Annotated in this window: 18 protein-coding genes; 9 read left to right on the top strand and 9 right to left on the bottom strand. The window is 69.6% G+C overall.

Annotated features, from left to right (window positions below; all coding sequences use genetic code 11):
- Positions 1–37 precede the first annotated feature (37 nt).
- Entirely contained in the window at positions 38–460 is a 423-nt protein-coding gene (locus tag H4281_RS46820; RefSeq protein ID WP_376771960.1) for a putative leader peptide, read from the bottom strand.
- Between H4281_RS46820 and hemW the strand changes: the two genes are divergently transcribed.
- Positions 384–1,601 (top strand): radical SAM family heme chaperone HemW, encoded by a 1,218-nt coding sequence (gene hemW / locus H4281_RS29715; protein ID WP_182894201.1) that lies wholly within the window; start codon positions 384–386, stop codon positions 1,599–1,601. The genes H4281_RS46820 and hemW overlap by 77 nt on opposite strands.
- A gap of 70 nt (positions 1,602–1,671) precedes the next feature.
- Entirely contained in the window at positions 1,672–2,592 is a 921-nt protein-coding gene (locus tag H4281_RS29720; protein WP_182894202.1) for an NADP-dependent oxidoreductase, read from the top strand.
- Here H4281_RS29720 and H4281_RS29725 read toward each other — a convergent pair.
- Complete coding sequence (locus H4281_RS29725) at positions 2,582–3,289, bottom strand: TetR/AcrR family transcriptional regulator (protein WP_182894203.1); 708 nt, start codon at positions 3,287–3,289, stop codon at positions 2,582–2,584. The two genes, H4281_RS29720 and H4281_RS29725, sit on opposite strands and share 11 nt — an antisense overlap.
- A 96-nt stretch (positions 3,290–3,385) precedes the next feature.
- Between H4281_RS29725 and H4281_RS29730 the strand changes: the two genes are divergently transcribed.
- From H4281_RS29730 to H4281_RS29740, 3 genes are all read left to right on the top strand, one after another.
- Positions 3,386–3,793 (top strand): SgcJ/EcaC family oxidoreductase, encoded by a 408-nt coding sequence (locus tag H4281_RS29730; protein ID WP_182894204.1) that lies wholly within the window; start codon positions 3,386–3,388, stop codon positions 3,791–3,793.
- 195 nt (positions 3,794–3,988) lie between these two features.
- Entirely contained in the window at positions 3,989–4,807 is an 819-nt protein-coding gene (locus H4281_RS29735) for a siderophore-interacting protein (protein ID WP_182894205.1), read from the top strand.
- A 10-nt stretch (positions 4,808–4,817) separates the two neighbouring features.
- Positions 4,818–6,050 (top strand): serine hydrolase domain-containing protein, encoded by a 1,233-nt coding sequence (locus H4281_RS29740; protein ID WP_182894206.1) that lies wholly within the window; start codon positions 4,818–4,820, stop codon positions 6,048–6,050.
- On the opposite strand, the gene H4281_RS29745 is transcribed toward H4281_RS29740, so the two are convergent.
- The 4 genes from H4281_RS29745 to H4281_RS29760 are packed head-to-tail and all read right to left on the bottom strand — an operon-like array spanning position 6,051 to position 10,782.
- Complete coding sequence (locus H4281_RS29745; protein WP_182894207.1) at positions 6,051–7,049, bottom strand: TIGR03842 family LLM class F420-dependent oxidoreductase; 999 nt, start codon at positions 7,047–7,049, stop codon at positions 6,051–6,053. It lies immediately after the preceding gene.
- A gap of 10 nt (positions 7,050–7,059) precedes the next feature.
- Positions 7,060–8,442 (bottom strand): dihydropyrimidinase, encoded by a 1,383-nt coding sequence (gene hydA, locus H4281_RS29750; RefSeq protein ID WP_182894208.1) that lies wholly within the window; start codon positions 8,440–8,442, stop codon positions 7,060–7,062.
- Positions 8,442–9,284: a nitrilase-related carbon-nitrogen hydrolase gene (locus H4281_RS29755; RefSeq protein ID WP_037813646.1), complete on the bottom strand. Its 843-nt coding sequence runs from the start codon at positions 9,282–9,284 to the stop codon at positions 8,442–8,444. Before H4281_RS29755 ends, hydA begins: the two co-directional genes overlap by 1 nt.
- Entirely contained in the window at positions 9,277–10,782 is a 1,506-nt protein-coding gene (locus H4281_RS29760) for an NCS1 family nucleobase:cation symporter-1 (RefSeq protein WP_182894209.1), read from the bottom strand. The genes H4281_RS29755 and H4281_RS29760 overlap by 8 nt, the downstream gene beginning before the upstream one ends.
- Before the next feature lie 241 nt (positions 10,783–11,023).
- Between H4281_RS29760 and H4281_RS29765 the strand changes: the two genes are divergently transcribed.
- The 3 genes from H4281_RS29765 to H4281_RS29775 all read left to right on the top strand — a co-directional run bounded on the left by H4281_RS29765 (position 11,024) and on the right by H4281_RS29775 (position 14,432).
- The gene (locus H4281_RS29765; protein ID WP_370648219.1) at positions 11,024–11,695 is read left to right on the top strand and encodes a response regulator; all 672 of its coding nucleotides are present in this window, start codon (positions 11,024–11,026) and stop codon (positions 11,693–11,695) included.
- Entirely contained in the window at positions 11,692–12,753 is a 1,062-nt protein-coding gene (locus H4281_RS29770; RefSeq protein WP_182894211.1) for a HAMP domain-containing sensor histidine kinase, read from the top strand. Before H4281_RS29765 ends, H4281_RS29770 begins: the two co-directional genes overlap by 4 nt.
- Positions 12,754–12,956: 203 nt before the next feature.
- Positions 12,957–14,432 carry a DUF4153 domain-containing protein gene (locus H4281_RS29775; RefSeq protein WP_182894212.1) on the top strand — a complete coding sequence of 492 codons (1,476 nt, stop codon included), beginning with the start codon at positions 12,957–12,959 and terminating at the stop codon, positions 14,430–14,432.
- 6 nt (positions 14,433–14,438) lie between these two features.
- Here the strand turns inward: H4281_RS29775 and H4281_RS29780 are convergent, their stop codons facing one another.
- From H4281_RS29780 to H4281_RS29790, 3 genes are all read right to left on the bottom strand, one after another.
- On the bottom strand, positions 14,439–15,299 hold the full coding sequence (locus tag H4281_RS29780) for a hypothetical protein (protein ID WP_220508004.1): 861 nt from the start codon (positions 15,297–15,299) through the stop codon (positions 14,439–14,441).
- A 101-nt stretch (positions 15,300–15,400) separates the two neighbouring features.
- On the bottom strand, positions 15,401–15,772 hold the full coding sequence (locus H4281_RS29785; RefSeq protein WP_182894214.1) for an SSI family serine proteinase inhibitor: 372 nt from the start codon (positions 15,770–15,772) through the stop codon (positions 15,401–15,403).
- A 28-nt stretch (positions 15,773–15,800) separates the two neighbouring features.
- Positions 15,801–17,447: a PucR family transcriptional regulator gene (locus H4281_RS29790; protein WP_182894215.1), complete on the bottom strand. Its 1,647-nt coding sequence runs from the start codon at positions 17,445–17,447 to the stop codon at positions 15,801–15,803.
- Positions 17,448–17,578: 131 nt separating this feature from the next.
- Here H4281_RS29790 and H4281_RS29795 point away from each other — a divergent pair, with 131 nt between their 5' ends.
- Positions 17,579–19,072, top strand: coding sequence for a CoA-acylating methylmalonate-semialdehyde dehydrogenase (locus tag H4281_RS29795; protein ID WP_182894216.1), 1,494 nt, complete (start codon positions 17,579–17,581; stop codon positions 19,070–19,072).
- Positions 19,073–19,078 lie beyond the last annotated feature (6 nt).

Below are 19,078 nucleotides of genomic sequence, written 5' to 3' on the forward strand. Positions count from 1 at the left end.
GGTCCAGGTGGCGGGCTGGGCAGGCTTTGCGCGGGAGTCAGCGAACAGGCCGGCAGAGCGCGCTCGCGACCCGGAGAAGGTCGACGTGGCGGCGCGCCACGAGAAGGACACCGGCAGGACTCACCGGCTCAGATTGCCACGCGGGCCGAACGTCGTCCAAGGGCGTCCGGATGGTGGGAGAAGGCTCACGCCAGGGGTGCGAAACCGCCTCGGATGTGCATTGGCCGGACGATCTGCCAGGTCTTTCCCGGCTTTCGGACGCATCGTGGGACGGTTTCGCGCGCTTGTCAACCGGATGCGCTGCGGGTGGCGCATCGTTCGGCGGCCGAACTTTCCGCCGGGTGGCGCAGGGGCACGCGGCGGTCCGCGCGAGGCGGGGGAGAATGGACGTCGTGCCTGTTCCCGACACCCACCGTCCTCCCGCCGGACTGCCCGAGACCGCGCTCGCGGGCCTCGGCACCCGTCCGTTCGGCGTGTACGTCCACGTGCCGTTCTGCGCGACCCGCTGCGGCTACTGCGACTTCAACACCTACACCGCGGGCGAACTCGGCTCCGCCGCCTCGCCTCGGTCGTGGCTGGACGCGCTGCGTCGCGAGCTGGAGCTCGGCGCGGAGATCCTCGGCGCCGCACCGCGGGCCGAGACGGTGTTCGTCGGCGGCGGGACCCCGTCCCTGCTCGGCGCGGACGGGCTGGCCGAGGTGCTCGACGGGGTCCGGTCGGTGTTCGGGCTCGCGCCGGGCGCGGAGGTGACGACCGAATCGAACCCGGAGTCCACTTCGCCCGAGTTCTTCGCGGGCATCCGTGACGCGGGTTACACCCGGGTGTCGCTGGGCATGCAGTCCGCGGCCCGGCACGTGCTGAAGGTGCTGGACCGCGTGCACACCCCCGGCCGTCCGGTCGACGCCGCGCGCGAGGCCCGGGCCGCCGGGTTCGAGCACGTCAACCTCGACCTTATTTACGGCACGCCGGGGGAGCGGGTCGAAGACCTGCGCGCATCGCTCGACGCGGTGTTGTCGGCCGGAGTCGACCATGTGTCGGCGTACGCGCTCATCGTGGAGGACGGCACCGCGCTGGCCCGCCGGGTCCGGCGCGGCGAACTGCCCGCGCCGGACGACGACACGCTGGCCAGCTACTACGAGATGATCGACTCGGTCCTCGCCGGTGCGGGCCTGACCTGGTACGAGGTCTCGAACTGGGCGAGCGGCGAGGCCGCGCGATGCCGCCACAACCTCGGCTACTGGCAGGGCGGCGACTGGTGGGGCGCCGGACCGGGCGCGCACAGCCATGTCGGGGGCGTGCGGTGGTGGAACGTCAAGCATCCGGCGAAGTACTCCAGCCTGCTCGCGGAGGGCCGGAGCCCGGAAGCCGACCGTGAGGTGCTCACCCCGGAAGACCGGCACCTGGAGCGGATCATGCTGGAGCTTCGGATCTCCGACGGACTGGCGTTGGCCGCGCTCGACGAAGCCGGGGTCACGCAGGCGCGGGCGGCCGCCGCGGAGGGCCTGCTCGAAGTGTCCGATTTGGACAGTCGAGGCCGCGCGGTGCTGACGGATCGGGGCCGTCTGCTCGCGGATGCGGTGGTCCGGAGGCTGGCCGGCTGAATTTTCGCCCGCCGGGCATAAATCCGTTCGATCGTTTGTTGGGCTAAGCATACGAGCGAGGGAGACGCGTATGCCGCAAGCGGTCAGATACGGCGAACACGGCGGGATCGAAGTGCTGCAGCTGGCCGAAGTGCCCCGGCCGGAGCCGGAATCCGGGCAGGTGCTCGTCCAGGTCCGGGCCGCGGGGATCAATCCGGGGGAAACGAAGATCCGCGTCGGCGCGCTGGCGGAACGCTGGCCGTCGACCTTCCCGTCCGGACAGGGCAGCGACCTGGCCGGAGTGGTGGTCGAACTCGGCGCGGACGTCGAGGAAATCCAGGCGGGGGACGAGGTCGTCGGCTTCGTGCACACCCGCTCCAGTCACGCCGAGTACGTGCTCGTCCCGGCGGAACACCTCGTGCCGAAGCCGAGCGGGCTGTCGTGGGAGGTCGCGGGCGGCTTGTTCGTGGCCGGAACGACCGCATACGCCGCGGTCGGCGCGGTGTGCCCGCGCGAGGGCGAGACGATCGTCGTGTCCGGGGCTGCTGGCGGAGTCGGCTCGCTGGCTGTGCAATTGGCGAAGCTCACCGGCGCGACCGTGATCGGCATTGCCGGCGAAGCGAACCATGAGTGGTTGCGCGAGCACGACATCGTCCCGATCGCATACGGCGAAGGGCTCGAGGAGCGGCTCCGGGAGCTGACCGGCGACCAGGTGCACGCGTTCATCGACACCTACGGCGACGGTTACGTCGAACTCGCCTTGCGGCTCGGCGTCTACCCCGGCCGGATCGACACGGTGGTCGACTTCGCCGCCGCCGAGAAGTACCGGGTGAAGACCGAGGGCAACATCGCCGGGGCCAGCGCCGAGGTTCTGCGCGACCTCGTCGCGTTGGCGGACAAGGGATTGCTCGACGTCCCGATCGCCGCGACGTACCCGCTGGCCGAGGTCCAAGCCGCCTACCGCGAGCTGGAACAGGGGCACACGCGCGGAAAGATCGTGCTTACCGTTTGACCATCGCCGCCAGCCCCGCCACGAACGCCTCCAGGGCGAATTCGAGGCGGGGCTGGCTGGTCTCCGCGGTGAAGAATTCCCCGGCCCGCAACAGGTTCGGGAACGCGCTCGCGGGCAGCGACTGCATGTACTCCGCCATCTGCCGGCCGCGTTCGCTCATCTTTTCCGGGTCGTAATCGCCGAACGTCCAGCCGCTCGCCTCGTAGGCGAATGCCTTGGCGTACGTGCTCAACGCGTCGCCCGCGAAGACCGCCTGCTTGAGGTCGAGCCCGCCCGCGCGGAGCAGCTGAAGCATGATTTCACCCTGCCGCAGCGAATTCGGCGTCACCGGGATCGGTGTCTGCCACGCGACTTTCGCGATGCCCGGATACGCCATCATCGCCCGGATCTGCTGCCGCACTTGCTCTTTGACCTGTTCGGTCCATCGCTGCGGATCCGGTTCCGGGCACGGCACCTCGCTCAGCGCCGCGTCGAGCATCAGCTCGTCCAGTTCCTCTTTGTTGGCCACGTACGCGTAAAGGGACGCGGGCCCGGTCTCCAGCTGCTGCGCGACCCGGCGCATCGAGACGGCGTCAATGCCCTCCGCGGCGAGGATTTCGAGCGCGGTTTTCACGATCAGTTCCTGCGACAGCATCTGCTTCGCGGCGCGCCGGCGCGGGCTCGGCGTCCGGCGCCATGGCGGGGGCGGTGCGGTCATCCCCGAAGCCTAGACGACCCCCGGCCTTGACGCGAACGGTGTTCGTGAGTACAACTGGACCTCGTACGCGAACGACGTTCGTTAAGGAGTATCAGCATGTCGCAGCGCGAAGAAGTCCTGTCCGTCCTCACCCGGCTCGCCGACGCCTGGAACAACGGCGATGCCACCGCCTACGGGAACCTGTTCACCGAAGACGCCGATTACGTGACGTTCTTCGGGCTCCGGTCCACCGGCCGCCAGGCGATCGTGGACTCGCACCGGGAACTGTTCGAGGGGCCGCTGAAGGGCTCGAAGCTCACCGGCTTCGGCGAACCGCGGGTGCGGTTCCTGCGGGACGACGTCGCGGTCATCGTGACCGGCGGCGGTTCGTCGCTGACCGGCGGAGACGACCCGGCGGCCGAGGGGCGGGAGAGCTCGCTGACCTACGTTCTGGTGCGGGGCGACGAGGGATGGCGGATCACCGCGTTCCAGAACACGCGGGTCTCGAAGCCGTGGGAAGCATGAGGGCGGTGGCGGCGCCTCGCGGACGGAGGGGGACCATCACGGAATCGGAGTCCCGCAGGTTCCCCTCACGGACTTGGCGTCAAAGGATTGCGGGGCCGAGCGGCGCTCGCAGCGTCCGGGACTGGGCGGAACGGGTGAAGGCGCGTACCGTGGGAGCCACGACTTAGGTAAACCTTACTGAAACAGGGGTGTTCGATGGCCGAAGGTCCGGCGCGCAAGGGGAGGACCGCGGTGCGGCTGGAGGTGCTGCGCAAGGAGCACCTGACGCCGCACATGATCCGGATCGTGGCCGGCGGCGAGGGGCTGAAGGATTTCCGCCCGAACGAGTTCACCGACGCGTACGTGAAGGTGATCTTCAAGGTGGACGGGGTGGAGTATCCGGAGCCGTTCGACCTGAACCGGATCCGCGAGGAATTGCCGCGCGAGCACGCTCCGCGGCTGCGCACGTACACCGTCCGCTCGTACGACGAGGCCGCGGGCGAACTGGTGCTCGACTTCGTCGTGCACGGCGACGAGGGGCTCGCCGGGCCGTGGGCGCAGCGCGCGCAACCCGGCGACGAACTGCTGCTGGCCGGTCCGGGCGGGGCGTACGCGCCGCGCGCCGACGCCGGCTGGCACCTGCTGGTGGGCGACGAATCGGCGTTGCCCGCCATCGCCGCCGCGCTGGAGGCGCTGCCGCCGGGGGCGCTGGCGCACGTGTTCCTGCTCGTGGCGGACAAAGCGGAGCACCAGCCACTCGCGACGAAGGCCGACGCGCAGGTCACGTGGCTGCACCGCTCGGCGTCCGACGATCTGGTCGCGGCGGTGAAGGGGCTGCCGTGGCCGGACGAGGACGTGCACGCGTTCGTCCACGGCGAGGCCGGTTTCGTGCGGGAGCTGCGGCGGTACCTCTTCGACGAACGCGGCGTCGCTCGGGACGCGGTGTCGCTGTCCGGGTACTGGCGCGAGGGCAAGAACGACGAAGCCTGGCGCGAGGAAAAGGCAGCGGAGCGGAAAGCGGCCAGTCCGGCGTAAGGTCGCCGCCATGGCGACCGAGGTGAAGGTGGAGGCCGATCCGGCCGACGCGGGTTTCGACGGGACACGGCTGCGGCGGATCGACCGGCATTTCGCCCGGTACGTCGACGACGGCTTGCTGCCGGGCTTCCTCGCGGTGGTGAGCAGGCACGGCCGGATCGTGCACGTCGCCTCGCACGGCTCGCGGGACGTCGAAGCGGGCGCCCCGGTCGAGACCGACACGATCTGGCGGATCTTCTCGATGACGAAGCCGGTCACCTCGGTGGCGGCGATGACGTTCGTCGAGGAGGGCCTGATCGACCTCACCGACCCGATTTCCCGGTGGCTGCCGGAATTCGCCGAGCCGCGGGTGTACGCGAAAGGTTCGGCGCTGGCTCCGGTCACGGAGCCGGCGACCGAACCGATCCGGCTGTGGCACCTGCTTTCGCACACCGCGGGCCTCACCTACGGCTTCCACCACACGCACCCGGTCGACGCGGTCTACCGCGCCGGCGGGTACGAATGGGGCACGCCGCCGGGACTGGACCTGGCGGAATGCACCAAGGCGTGGGCGCGGTTCCCGCTCGTGTTCCAGCCGGGCGCCGAATGGAACTACTCGGTCGCGAGCGACGTCCTCGGCCGGCTGGTCGAGGTGCTCGCGGGGAAGCCGCTCGACGAGGTGCTCGCCGAGCGGATCTTCGGCCCGCTGGGCATGACCGACACCGGGTTCTGGACTTCGGACACGGACCGGCTGGCCGCGTTGTATCTGCCCGCGCCCGGGACGAAGAAGCTGGTCCGCAACGATGCCTTCGGCGCAGTCGGCACGTCGCGCCCGGCGTGCCTTTCGGGCGGCGGCGGCCTGGTCTCGACGGCGGCGGACTACCACCGCTTCACGCAGATGCTGCTGCGCCGCGGCGAACTCGACGGCGTGCGGATTCTGAGCCCGCGCACGGTGGACCTGATGACGGCCAACCACCTGCCGGGGCATGTGGACCTGGAGGCGTACGGCCGCCCGCTGTTCGCGGAAATGCCCTTCGACGGGTACGGTTTCGGGCTGGGCTTCTCGGTCCTGATCGACTCGGTGAAGGCGAAAACCCTTGCCACGCCTGGCGAATACGCGTGGGGCGGGGCCGCTTCGACGGCGTTCTGGGTGGATCCGGACGAGGATCTGACGGTGGCGTTCTACACGCAGCTGCTGCCGTCGTCGACGCATCCGATCCGGCAGCAGCTGCGGCAGCTGGTGTACCAGGCGATGACGGACTGATCAGGCGGTCAGTTTCGGAATCACCTGCGCCCCGTACGCGGCCATCGTCTCCTCCCGCTCGTCGTGCATCAGGTACAACGCGAACTGGTCCACTCCCAGCTCCGCCAGTTCCTCCAGCCGCGTGATGTGCGCCGAGGCCGGGCCGAGCAGGCAGAAGCGGTCGACGATCTCGTCCGGCACGAACGCGGTCGACGGGTTTCCGGCGCGGCCGTGGTGGGAGTAGTCGTAGCCCTCGCGCTCGCGGATGTAGTCGGTCAGCTCGCGCGGCACCGGGCCGGACGAGCCGTACCGGGCCACCAGGTCCGCGACGTGGTTGCCGACCATGCCGCCGAACCAGCGGAGCTGTTCCCGTTGGTGTGCCAGGTCTTCTCCGACGTACGCCGGGGCCGCGACGCAGATCGTGATCCCGCCTGGATCGCGGCCCGCGGCGCGCGCGGCGTCCCGGACCGCGCCGATCGTCCAGCGGGCGATGGCCGGGTCGGCGCATTGCAGGATGAAGCCGTCCGCGTGTTCGCCGACGGTCCGCAGCGCCTTCGGGCCGTACCCGGCCATCCACATTTCCAGCCGGCCGCCGCGAATCCACGGGATGCGGACCGCGGTGTCGTTCATCGTGACCTCGCGGCCTTCGGCGAGATCCTTGACCACGCGCATGCATTCCCGCACGGTGGCCAAAGTGGACGGCGGACGGCCGACCACCCGGTGCGCGGAGTCGCCGCGGCCGATGCCGCACACCGTGCGGTTGCCGAACATGTCGTTGAGCGTCGCGAAGGTCGACGCCATCACCGACCAGTCGCGCGTGCCCGGGCTGGTCACCATCGGGCCCACGACCAGCGCGGACGTCGCTTCGAGGATCCGCGAGTAGATCACGAACGGTTCCTGCCACAGCACGCACGAGTCGAACGTCCAGCCGTACCGGAACCCGGCGTCCTCGGCGGCCTTCATCATCCGCACGACCTCCGCCGCGGGCGGGTCGGTCTGCAACACGATCCCGAAATCCATCAGGCGGCCCTCAATTCAGGTACTGATTGAGTTCACGGGACAGGAACTTGCCGTGCCCGGGGCTGCCGTGGAATCCGTCCGGCGAGACCACGACGCGACCGCGCGACAGTACAGTGTGGACTTTTCCAGTGAGCGAAAACCCCTCGTACGCCGAGTAATCCACATTCATGTGATGCGTAGCCGCGGACAGGGTCTGGGTCGCCGCGGGGTCGTACACCACGATGTCCGCGTCCGAGCCCGCCGCGATCACGCCCTTGCGCGGGTACAGCCCGAACATCCGCGCGGGCGTCGCCGAACACGTCTCGACCCAGCGGCCCAGCGAGATCTCGCCCGCGACCACACCCTGGTGCAGCAGGTCCATCCGGTGCTCGACGCCCGGAATCCCGTTCGGGATCGCCCGGAAGTCGCCGCGCCCCAGTTCCTTCTGATCCTTGAAGCAGAACGGGCAATGGTCGGTGGAAACCACGGACAGGTCGTTCGTGCGCAGCCCGCGCCACAGGTCCGCCTGGTGCGATTTTTCCCGCAGCGGCGGCGAAGCGACGAACTTGGCGCCCTCGAAATCGGGTTTCGCCAGGTCCTCAATGGACAGATACAGATACTGCGGACAGGTTTCGGCGAAGACGTTCTGCCCGTTGTCCCGCGCCTCGGCGACCGCGGCGAGCGCCTGCGCGGCCGACAAATGCACGATGTACAGCGGGGATCCGGTCACCTGAGCGAGCCGGATCGCCCGTGAGGTCGCCTCGCCTTCCAGTTCGGGCGGCCGGGTCAGGCCGTGCTGCACCGGATCGGTGTTCCCGGCGGCGACCGCCTGTGCGGCCAGTTCGTCGATCGCGATGCCGTTTTCCGCGTGCATCATGATCGTCGCGCCGATCTCGCGCGCCTGCTGCATGGCGCGCAGGATTTCCCCGTCGGTGGAATAGAAAACGCCGGGGTAGGCCATGAACATCTTGAAACTGCCGACCCCGCCGTCGACGCACGCGCGCATTTCCTTGAGCGAGGAGTCGTTGACGTCCGACACGATCATGTGGAACCCGTAGTCGATCGCGCAGTTGCCGTCCGCTTTGGCATGCCACTTGTCCAGAGTGGACAACAGGGAAGTTCCCTTGGCCTGCACGGCGAAGTCGATGATCGTCGTCGTGCCGCCCCATGCGGCGGCGATGGTGCCGGTTTCGAAGGAATCGACCGAATGCGTGCCGCCGAACGGCATTTCCATGTGCGTGTGCGCGTCGATTCCGCCGGGCAGCACGTACTTCCCGGTCGCGTCGATCGTTTCGTCGCCGGCGAGCGTGCCGGGCGCGCCTACCGCCGCGATGGTTTCGCCGTCCACCAGCACGTCGGCGGTGACCGCGCCGGACGGCGAAACTACTTGCCCGCCTCGGATAAGGGTCGTCATCAGGCCTCCGCGAGCGGGCCGTAGCTGTCCGGGCGGCGGTCGCGGTAGAACTGCCACAGATCGCGGACCTCGGCGAGCCTGCCCATGTCCAGATCGCGGACCACGATCTCCTCCTCGGTGTCCGACGCCGCCTCGCCGACGAGCTGGCCGCGCGGGTCCACAAAGTACGATTGGCCGTAGAAGTCGTTGTCGCCCAGCGGTTCCACGCCGACCCGGTTGATCGTGCCCACGTAGTATTCGTTCGCCACCGCGGCCGCGGGCTGCTCCAGCCGCCACAGGTATTCCGACAGCCCGCGGCTCGTCGCCGACGGGTTGAACACGATCTGCGCCCCGGCCAGCCCGAGCGCGCGCCAGCCTTCGGGGAAGTGCCGTTCGTAGCAGATGTACACGCCGATCCGGCCGACCGCGGTGTCGAAGACCGGATAGCCGAGGTTGCCCGGCTTGAAGTAGAACTTCTCCCAGAAGCCCTTCACCTGCGGAATGTGGTTCTTGCGGTGCATTCCGAGGTATTTCCCGTCGGCGTCGATCACCGCCGCGGTGTTGTAGTAGACGCCCGGCTGTTCCTGTTCGTACATCGGCACCACGAGCACCACGCCGTGCCGTTCGGCGACCTCCTGCATGAGCTTCGTGGTGGGGCCGTCCGGAATAGCCTCGGTGTAGGAATAGAAGTCCGCGTCCTGCACCTGGCAGAAATACGGGCCGTAGAACAGTTCCTGAAGGCACACCACTTGCGCGCCTTGCGAAGCCGCCTTGCCGATGGCGTCGACCGCGTTCGCGATCATCGACTCCTTGTCGCCCGTCCACCGCTGCTGGATCAAGCCGGCTCGGACCGTGTCAGACACTGGTTTCCTCCTCGTTCCGGTGCGCGTTCACAGGAAGGCTGAGCAGGATGTAGCCGACGAACGCGCCGACGAAACCCATTGCCCAGTTGTAGTCGTACAAAGGTTTCAGGAACGGAATGAGCCCGTCCGCCGGGAACGGCCCGCCGTAGGCCCCGCCGACCGCGAGCACCGCGCCGATCAGGGTCGCGACGAGCGCGCGCCAGTGCCAGCCCGCGGTGAACCAGTACTGCCCGCTGGGCAGGTACAGGTCGGCCAGCTTCAGCCGGGTCCGCTTGACCACCCAGTACCCGGCGACGAGCACTCCGGCGACCGCGCCGAGCAGGCCGCCGTAGAAGCCGAGCCAGGCGAAAATGTAGATGTCCGGGTCGGAGTAGAGCCGCCACGGCTGGATCAGGACGCCGATCACGCCGGTGATCAGTCCGCCGAGCGCGAAGGTGATCCGCTTCGGGAAGGCGTTGGAGAAATCGTAGGACGGGCTGACGACGTTCGCCGCCAGGTTGGCCGAGATCGTCGCCAGCACGAGCGCGATCAGCGCGACGACCACCACGACCGGGCTGGAGAACTTGTCCGCCAGCTGCGCCGGGTCCCAGATGTCCTGCCCGTAGAGCACGTGCCCGCCGGACGTGGTGAGGATGGCGACGATCGCGATGAAGGTCATCGTCGTCGGCAGCCCGAGGATCTGCCCGCGCATCTGCTTGCGCTGGCTGCCGCCGAAGCGGGTGAAGTCCGGCATGTTCAGCGACAGCGTCGACCAGAACGCGATCATCGCCATCAGCGACGGCGCGAACACCTTCCAGAATCCCGGCCCCCAGCCGAGCTTCCCGCTGTCGTGCAGGATCGGGCCGAGGCCGCCCGCCTTCACCAGCACGTAGCCGAGCAGGATCAGGAACCCGACCGACACCAGCGGCGCGGTCCAGTTCTCGAACTTGCGGACCGCCTCCATGCCGCGCCAGATGATCAGCATCTGCAACAGCCAGAACACCGCGAACGACAGCCACATCGTCCAGTGCTGCCCGGCGATCACCGCCGAATCGCGCCAGCCGGACCCGGCCAGGCGCCCGACGATCACGTAGATCGCCTCGCCGCCCACCCAGGTCTGGATGCCGAACCAGCCGCAGGCGATGAACGCGCGCAGCAGCGCGGCGAGGTTCGCGCCGCGCAGGCCGTAGAACGCGCGGGCGAAGACCGGGAACGGGATGCCGTATTTGGTGCCGGCGTGGCTGTTGAGCAGCATCGGCGCGAGCACGATCAGGTTGCCGACGGTGATCGTGATCAGCGCTTGCAGCCAGTTCATGCCGAGCGCGATGAGCGACGCGGCCAGTGCGTACGAAGGGATGTTGTGCGCCATCCCCATCCAGAGCGCGAAATAGTTGTAGGTCGTCCAGGTCCGCTTCTCGACCGGGACCGGGGCCAGTTCGTCGTTGAAGAACCGGCTGCCTCGCAGCGCCCGCACGTCGCCGAGGTCCACCCGGCTGTGCTCACGTGTCGTCGGCTCCATTGCGGAATCCTGCGCGCCGGGCGGGGGCCGGGGGCAGAGACAGACTGTTCACTGTTCGGCCGCCCTTGGCGCAGTCTGTCGATTGCGCCGAACCGCGCCGGGGTGCATGACCTGCGTCACAACCTGCTCGTGACGTCCGGGCAAAACGGCGGAAACATCTCCACCGGATCTCCACATCTCGCCCGGACGGCCTCCACGGCGATTGCTTAAAGTCGGCGGCATGGACAACGGGGGAAGACGGGTGCTGGTCGTCGAGGACGACCTCACCATCGCCGCGTCGATCGATGCCCGGCTGAGCGCGGAAGGGTTCTCCGTGACGGTCGCGCACGACGGTCCCGGTGCGGTCGCGGCGGAGGCGGCGACCAGTCCCGACCTGGTGGTTCTCGACGTGATGCTGCCCGGTTTCGACGGTCTCGAGGTGTGCCGCCGGATCCAGGCGCGCCGTCCGGTGCCGGTGCTCATGCTCACCGCCCGCGCCGACGAGACCGACCTGCTGGTGGGCCTCGGCGTCGGCGCGGACGACTACCTCACGAAGCCGTTCTCGATGCGCGTGCTGTCCGCGCGGATCCAGGCGCTGCTGCGGCGGGTGGAGCGCTCGTCGGCCGCGGCGGAGGAGCGGATCGTGCTGGGAGACCTGGAGATCGACATCGCGGAACGCCGGGTTCGCCGAGGGGGCGAACCCGCCCAGCTGACGCCGATCGAATTCGATCTCCTGGTGCATTTCGCGCGCCGTCCGCGTGCGGTGCAGCCGCGGGAACGGCTGCTGAGCGAGGTGTGGGACTGGGACGTGCAGGCGACCGGAGCGGGTACGAGGGCGGTCGACAGCCACATCAAGGCGTTGCGGCGCAAGCTCGGGGCCGACCTGATCCGGACGGTGCACGGGGTCGGGTACGCGCTGGAGGTTCCCGCGTGAAGCCGTTCGTCGCGAAGGCCGTCGATTTCCTGCCGAGGCCGCTGGACGGGATCCGGTCGATCAAGCTGAAACTGGCGATCCTGATGGTCGCGTCCGGCGGGATCGCGTTCGCGTTCTTCCGCTACCAGATCGGCTGGCTGCCGCCGCGGACGACGGTGACCGCGGTGGCGATCGCGTTGCTGACGTCGCAGATCCTGGCGCACGGCATGACCAGGCCGCTGCGCGAGATGACGGCGGCCGCGCGGGCGATGGCGAAAGGCGATTACACGCGCCGGATCCGCGCCACCGCCCGCGACGAGGTCGGCTCGCTGGCCGCGGCGTTCAACCAGATGGCCGCCGACCTGTCCACCGCGGACCGGCAGCGCCGCGAACTGATCGCGAACGTCTCGCACGAGCTCCGGACGCCGATCACCGCGCTGAACGCCGTGCTGGAGAACCTGGTGGACGGCGTCGCCTCGCCGGATCCCGCGACGCTCCGCACGGCCTTGCACCAGACCGAACGCCTGGGGCGGCTGGTCGCCGAACTGCTGGACCTGTCGCAGATCGACGCCGGAACGCTGCCGCTGGACCTCTCGCCGGTCGACCTCGAAGACCTGCTCGCCGAGGTCGCGGCGGAGGCGGAAGCGATGGCCGCGGCGGCGGGCCGGGGAGTCCGGTTCGCGGTCTCGGTGACGCCGTCCGGCGCGACGGTGTCCGCCGACCGGGAGCGGATTTACCAGGTGGTGCTGAACCTGCTGGAGAACGCCGCCAGGCACGGCCCGGCCGGCGGAGAAGTGGCGGTGCTGGCGCGGGTCGAGCCGGGGGAAGCGCGGATCGAGGTGCACGACCAGGGGCCGGGGATCCCGGAACCCGACCGGGACCGGGTGTTCGAGCGGTTCACCCGGGGAGAACGCGCCGGGGGCGGCGGGACCGGGCTGGGGCTGGCGATCGCGCGGTGGGTGGTGGAACTGCACGGCGGGACCGTCGCGGTGGTCGATCCCGAGCCGGTCTCCAGCGGAGGTCTCGCTGCTGGCGGCGGCGGGCCGGGGTGCCGGATCCGGGTGACACTGCCCGCTTGACGGCGGGTTGCTTTCCCGCTGCGGTCCGTGAGGGGGCTCTGAGGGAATCTGATTCCGTGAGGGAAACCCTCACGGACCTTTGGGCCTGTCGGCGGAATGAGTATCGCCGCGCGCCTCCGTTGCCGAGAAGTCCCCCATCGCGTCGCCGAGGCTCCCCGCAGCCGCCGCGCGCACTGCTATTTGCTATCGCGAAGAGAGGTTCCATGTCCGAGCAGGTCCAGAATCACCCCGCGCATGCCGTTCCGCCGTGGGCGGTGCGCGTCGTCCGGCAGCCGGGGCCGAGGCCGTTGTTCGAGCGGGCCGAAACAGCGGTGCCCGTCGGGGCGAAACTGGCCGCGCTGGCAGTCGCGGTCGCAGGAGCGGTCGTCGTGCCGGTGGACCGGCCCGGGATCGGCTGGGTGCTGGCGTTGCTGATCGCCGCCGCGGTGCTTTTGACGCGCACGAGGCTGTCCGGGACGCGAGAAGGAAACGCGAGGCGGTGGCGGCAAGCCGGTTGGGCGCTGCTGGCGACCGCGCTGCTCGCGGTAGGAGCCCTGCGGGCGGCCGAGTGGCTGTTCGTGTTGTGCGGGCTCGCGGCGGCAGTCGTGGCGTCGCTCGCCGTCGTCGGGAAGCGGACGGTGCACGGCACGACGTACGACGCTCTCGCCGTCCCGCTCGAAGCGTTCCGCGCGGTGCCGTGGCTGCTCCGCCGGAGTCCCCGCCCCGGTCGGCAACAAGGCCGAGTGCTCGGCGCGGTGCTGTTGTCCGGCCTGGTCCTGGTCGTGTTCCTGCCGTTGCTGATCAGCGCGGACCCCCGCTTCGCGCAGTTCGTCGGCGACCTCGTCCCGGAAGTGCGTCCCAGCTCGGCCGTCCGAACCGCGCTCGTGTTCGGAGTGGGTTTCGCGGCGATGGCAGCCGTCTTCCTCATCTCCGCGGATCCCTTGCCCGAACGGGAAAACCGGAGAACCACGGTCGGCGACCGGCTGTCGTGGACGTCCTTGCTGGGCACTTTGTCGGTGCTGTTCACCGCGTACGTCGGGGTGCAAGCGACCGCCCTTTTCGGCGGCACGGACTACGTTCTCCGCACCGACGGCCTCACCTCGGCGGACTACGCACGCGGCGGTTTCTGGCAACTCTGCGCCTGCACGGTGCTGACCCTCGGCATCCTCGCTGCGGCCCTGCGCTGGGCCCCGAAAGCCACCAGCGCCGACCGGGCGGTCTTGCGGGCGCTGCTCGGTGCGCTGACTGTGCTGAGCCTGGTCGTGGTGCTGTCCGCCTTGAGTCGCATGTGGACTTACCAGCAGGCCTACGGATTCACCGTGCTGCGCTTGCTGGTGGAGGTGTGCGAGATCTGGCTGGGAGTGGTGTTCGTCCTGATCGGCGCGACGCTCGGCACCCTCCGCGCGAACTGGCTGCCCCGCGCGGCGATCGCGACCGCCGCGCTGGCGCTGCTGGGACTGGCCGCCGCGAACCCGGAGGCAGCGATCGCGACCGCCAACCTGGACCGGGCGGCGCAGGGCAAGCCGCTCGACGTCCGCTACCTGAGCCGCTTCTCCGCCGACGTGGCCCCGGTCGTCGCGGCCCGCCGCCCCGACGCGGCTTGCCTGCTGCGCCCGATCGCCGACGACGCTTGGCCTGCCTGGAATTTGAGCCGTTCGCAGGCGCGGGAGATCGTCCGGTCCCAGGCCCCGTGCGAATGACGGGGTTCAGCTCCGGGGCACGGTCAGCCGCCAGTCGGCGAGGGGGTTTTCGTCGGGATTCTCGTCCGGGAGATGCTCGGAGCGGCGCATCGCGCAGCGATGGCGCACCAGGTCGCGGCGCTCCGCCGGGGTCAGGTCCTCGTCACCGAACGGGCTTCGCTGGTCGATGTCCGCGTTCGCGTCGACGTTGAACCGGTAGGCGTCCGCGGTCAGGTAGTCGCGGCGGAAGTCGGTCTTCCATTGCGAATTGTGCCCCCAGCCGAGCGATCCGTCGCTGGTCGGCCGGTGGCGGCGGAGGAACGAATCCTCCAGCGCCGACCGGTCCGCGATCCCGGCCGTCGCACGGCGTTCCCCGGCCCGCACGGCTACGCCGGCCCGGCCGAACAGCATCTCGCCGAGCATGAGGCACGGCCACTGTTCGCCGGTGATCTCGATCGGCGTGTCCGGATCATCGCTCTGGTCGACGGCCGCGATCTCGTGAAAGAACGGATCGAACCGCGCGACGTCCACCCGTCGCATGCCCAGCGCCGAGAAAAAGCCGACGTACTCGCCCGCGGTGACGCGCACGTCGTGCTCGGGCAGGTGCAATCGGTGCGCCCACGGCGTTTCGGCTCCGTCCGGGAGACCGGACTGGAAGCCCAGCAACAGGAGATCGCTGATCCGGCTGAGCGCATACGCTTGCTCGAGCAGATCGCCCCACACGTACTCCGTCCGCTGCCATTCTCCGCAGACCGCCAGCGGGGCGAGCATCTCGCGCGCGGCGACGGCGAACTCGTCGAGCCACGGCGAAAGCACGTCGGAGAACAGCGCCGGGCCGGTGTAGCTGTGCACCGCGAAGTACAGTTCGCGCAGGGTCGTGGGGGTCATCACGACGACGCAGCCTACGGAGACCCGCGGCGTCGTCCCACCGAATTGTTCGCCGCGGCAATCGGTTCCGGGACCGCCGGAACCGATTGCCGCCGCCGGGCCTAAAGCGCGAACACCCCGTTCGACTGGCTGTCCGCCGCGCACTTGTTCGGGTACGTCGCCCGGTACGTCACCCGTGTGCCGCGCCAGGTGCCCAGGGCCGTGACGTCCACCGGGGAGTAGATCATCGTGCACTTCTGCCGGTGCGGGGCGATGCGCGCGAAATCGCCGTCGACCGCCGTGAGGGTCGCGCAGGCGGTGTCGCGGTGGCGGTGCGTGCCGCCGGTGGGGTCGCAGGTCAGGGACGCACTCGTGACGCGCCCGGAGGTCTCGTGCATGGTCAGCTGCAGCACCGACTCCGGGACGTGCGGTGCGGCCAGGCCGCCGAAACCGATCAGGGCGGCTGCGACCGGAGCGAAGGAAGAGAACACCATACGAGGGATATCGGCGCCGCGAACCCGATCACTGTGCTCCTCGTCCGGGTGGGTTTTCCTCGCTCGGACGGGTGGCAGCGCTGAGGTCGTGCGCGAGCAATGCCACGTACAGCGACAACATCGACTCCGGGTCTTCCAGTCGCACTCCCAGCACCTGTTCGATGCGGGCGAGTTGCTGGTAGTACGCCGTCCGCGAGGTGTGGGCGGCGACAGCCGCGGCGGATTTGTTGCCGCCGTGCGCGCAGTAGTGCCGCAGCGCTGGGACTAGGCGACTGCCGGAAGCAGCGTCGCGTTCGAGGAGCGGGCCCAGCTCTCGCGCGGCGAAGGCGTGTACGCGCTCGTCGTCGGCGAGAAGATGCAGCAGGCCGCGTAGCCGAACATCCTTGAGACGGTGCAACGGTTGCCCGTCGTCCTCGTCGAGCGCAGCGGCAGCGACGTGCGCGGCTTCGACCAAAGTGCGTTGTGCCTCAGCGGGTCCGGTGACCGTCGTGCCTACGCCGAGCGCGGCTGGCGCGGAAGCGCGCGCGTCGTGGATGTCGGTGGCTAGGCGCTGGAGTACGGCGTCGGCGTTGGCTTCCGGCGAGAGCGCAAGAAGCGCGCGTACGGCAGTCTCGTCTGTCGAGACCAGCGCAGACACCTTCGCTCGGCGCGTCGCGAGCGCGGTCGCTTCGGCGAGTTCGCGCAACAGTGGCGGCGTGGACAGTGTCGGACGCGTAGTCGCGGTGATGCGCGGCCGTACCGCGAGGCCGACCAGCTGTCGTCCGGTCAGGGGCACGGCGAGTGCAGAAGAGCGTGCGAGGATCTCAGCGGTCGGCGCAGGGGAATTCAGCAGCTCGGTCAACACCGCACGGTGCGCTTGCCGTTCGAGGGTGTCGGAGTCGCGCGCGACGAGACGGTGCACCGCGAGTGCGGACGCGGCTCGTTCGGCGACCACCTGGTACCGATGCGGCGGCGGCTCGGCGCACACGAGCACCAGCCGACCCCAGTCGTGGCCGCGCGCGCCGACCACGGTGACCAGCCAGCCCGCCGCCGAGTGGTAGCCGGTGCGCTCGCCGACCTGCACCACTCGCGACCGGGCGGGCCAGCCGATCAGCAATTCGCCCGGATCGGTGCCCGCCGTGTCGTAGGCGAGGACTTCGTGTTCCAGCGTTTCCAGCACGACCGGCTGTTCGGTCAGCCGCGCTACCTCGGCCAGCACCGCGGCGGGCTCGGCGCCGGCGACGGTCAGCGATGTGAACGTTTCGTGCACCCGCTCCGCCGCTCGGAGCTCGGCGAGCTGCGCGTCCACGATCATGCCGTTCACTGCCTCGGTCACCGCGACGTAGCGGGTCTCGCGAGACAGCGTCACCAGCGGCAATCCGCGCTGCTCGGCCGCCGTGACAAGGGCGCGCGGAAGCCGGTCGTTCCAGTGCCGCACCAGCTCGACGACCAAGCCCGCGACACCCACTTCGGCGAGGTCAGCGACGTATCGGCTCAGCGTCGCGTCGTCGTCCGGGAGCGCGACCCCCGTGGTGAGCACGAGTTCCCCGCCGCGCAGCAGGTGCGCGATGTCGGCGACCTCGGCCGCGTGCGCCCAGCGGACCCGCCGTTCGAGCCCGGTGCTGCCCGCGACCACGCGCGGACACCCCTGGCGCAGCACCGGCAACGCGAGCGCCTCGGCGACGGTCGGGTACATCGGTCCCCCCTTGCTGGCCGGCAGGGCACAGACTGTACGGCGGAGAGGGGTAGTCCGTACACGTTGTCGATGGCGGAGCCGGGCGCCTCGCCCGGAGACTCGTGGGCACCCGACCGGAAGGAGCGGACGTCGTGACCGACCGCATCAGCCATTGGATCGACGGCAAGCCGGTCGTCGGCGCCGGACGCACTGGCGACGTGTACGACCCGGCGACCGGCCAGGTCAGCGCGCAGGTGGACTTCGCCGGACCGGCCGAGGTGGACCAAGCGGTAGCCGCCGCGACCGCCGCGCTGCCAGGCTGGCGGGGCACCTCGCTCGCCGGGCGCACGCGGGTGCTGTTCGCGTTCCGCGAGCTGCTTCAAGCCCGCAAACACGAGCTGGCGAAGATCGTGACGAGCGAGCACGGCAAGGTCGAATCGGACGCCGCGGGCGAGGTCGCGCGCGCGATCGAGAACGTCGAATACGCGTGCGGCGCGGCGCAAATGCTCAAGGGAGGGTTCAGCGAGAACGCCTCCACCGGCGTCGACGTCTACTCGATCATGCAGCCGCTCGGCGTGGTCGGCGTGATCTCGCCGTTCAACTTCCCGGCGATGGTGCCGCTCTGGTTCGTGCCGAACGCGCTGGCGTGCGGCAACACCGTCGTGCTCAAGCCGAGCGAGAAGGACCCGTCCGCGGCGCTGTTCATCGCGGAGCTTCTCGCTGAAGCAGGCCTGCCGTCCGGCGCGTTCAACGTGCTGCAGGGCGACAAAGTCGCGGTCGACGGACTTCTCGCGCACCCGGACGTCAAGGCGATCTCCTTCGTCGGCTCCACTCCGATCGCGCGCTACGTCTACGAAACCGGCACCAGCCACGGCAAACGCGTCCAGGCGCTCGGCGGGGCGAAGAACCACATGATCGTGCTGCCGGACGCCGACCTCGACCTGGCCGCGGACGCCGCAGTATCGGCTGGTTTCGGGTCCGCGGGGGAGCGGTGCATGGCGGTGTCGGTGGTGGTCGCGGTCGAGCCGGTCGCGGACGAGCTGGTCGCCAAAATCGTGGAACGGATGCGGAAACTGCGCGTCGGAGACGGACGCAAACCGTCGTCGGAGATGGGGCCGCTGGTCACCCGGGCGCACCACGAGCGGGTTTCGTCCTATGTGGACGCCGGAGTGGCCGAAGGCGCGGAACTCGTGCTGGACGGCCGAGGCGTGGAAGCGGACGGCGCGAACGAAGGATTCTGGCTCGGCCCCACGCTTTTCGACCGCGTCACGCCCAGTATGTCGGTGTACACCGACGAAATCTTCGGCCCCGTGCTGTCCGTCGCGCGGACGACGAGCTTCGACGACGCCCTCGCGCTCATCAACGCCAACCCGTACGGCAACGGAACCGCTGTCTTCACCGGCGACGGACGCGCGGCGCGCCGGTTCCAGAACGAGGTCGAGGTCGGCATGGTGGGCGTCAACGTGCCCATCCCGGTGCCCGTCGGGTACTACTCCTTCGGCGGCTGGAAGGACTCTCTGTTCGGCGACACGCACGCTTACGGACCGGAGGGATTCCACTTCTTCACGCGGACGAAGGTGGTCACGTCCCGTTGGCCGGACACCTCGCACGCGGGGGTGAACCTGGGGTTCCCGAAGAACTCCTGACCCGGG

It is taken from the genome of Amycolatopsis dendrobii, from assembly GCF_014145675.1.
GTDB lineage: Bacteria > Actinomycetota > Actinomycetes > Mycobacteriales > Pseudonocardiaceae > Amycolatopsis > Amycolatopsis dendrobii.